1 protein-coding gene and 1 pseudogene are annotated in these 696 nt (G+C 34.4%); both read right to left on the minus strand.

What is annotated here, in order from left to right; all coding sequences use genetic code 11:
• On the minus strand, positions 1-240 hold a 240-nt coding region (locus V7147_RS09795), incomplete at its 3' end, for an alpha/beta fold hydrolase (protein ID WP_335367686.1).
• Positions 241-285: 45 nt separating this feature from the next.
• A pseudogene (locus V7147_RS09800) lies at positions 286-404 on the minus strand (DUF1657 domain-containing protein); the annotation flags it as partial.
• Between the last annotated feature and the right edge of the window lie 292 nt (positions 405-696).

The raw sequence follows: 696 nt of genomic DNA on the forward strand, positions 1-696 counted from the left end.
ATCCAATAGGTTTTTGATATCTTCCACAATTAACGAATAAGTAATGGGTTGAACTGAATACTGACTTCTTCCGTGACCTCGAATATCAAAGGTGATTACTCTAAAATTTTTAGATAATTCATTTACTTGATATTCGAAATTTGCGCTTGTGAGTAAAGGAGGGTGAATAAAAACAACCGAAGGTCCCTCTCCTTTAACCTTATAAAAAAGTCTGATACTGCTTAAATNNTCAGTAGTCAAAGTAGTTCTAAATATACTTTATCCATTGTTTTAATGAAAATACATTTATTGCCTTAGAATAAGGGTTACTTTGTCGATAGCTTTTTGTAACTTTTCCTATTTAAACCATACATTTGTTTAGCTTCTTTTGATTCCGTTCCAAGAGCAAACAGTTCTAAATCAGCTTAACATTTTTTTAGAACCTTTTTTTCTTAAGGAAATTAAACCAGCGAAAAAGTGAATTAGCAGCAAAGATGACAATTCCAATAATTCCGTGAAAAATGTTTCGTGCAAGTCCCATAGTCACTTCTGAACCAATAAAAAAACTGGGTAGAATAAGGAGTCCTCCTTTTCACCCAGTTTTTTTATCCCGCATTAACAGGAAGCGAGGGCCCCACTTCAAGACTTCGAAGTACAAAGAAGGATAAGTGGGGATCAACTGCCCGTAATAGCCCGATTTAGGAACAAAGACTAAGA

It is taken from the genome of Bacillus sp. JJ1521 (genome assembly GCF_036965165.1).
In the GTDB taxonomy this organism is placed as follows: domain Bacteria; phylum Bacillota; class Bacilli; order Bacillales; family Bacillaceae_L; genus Ferdinandcohnia.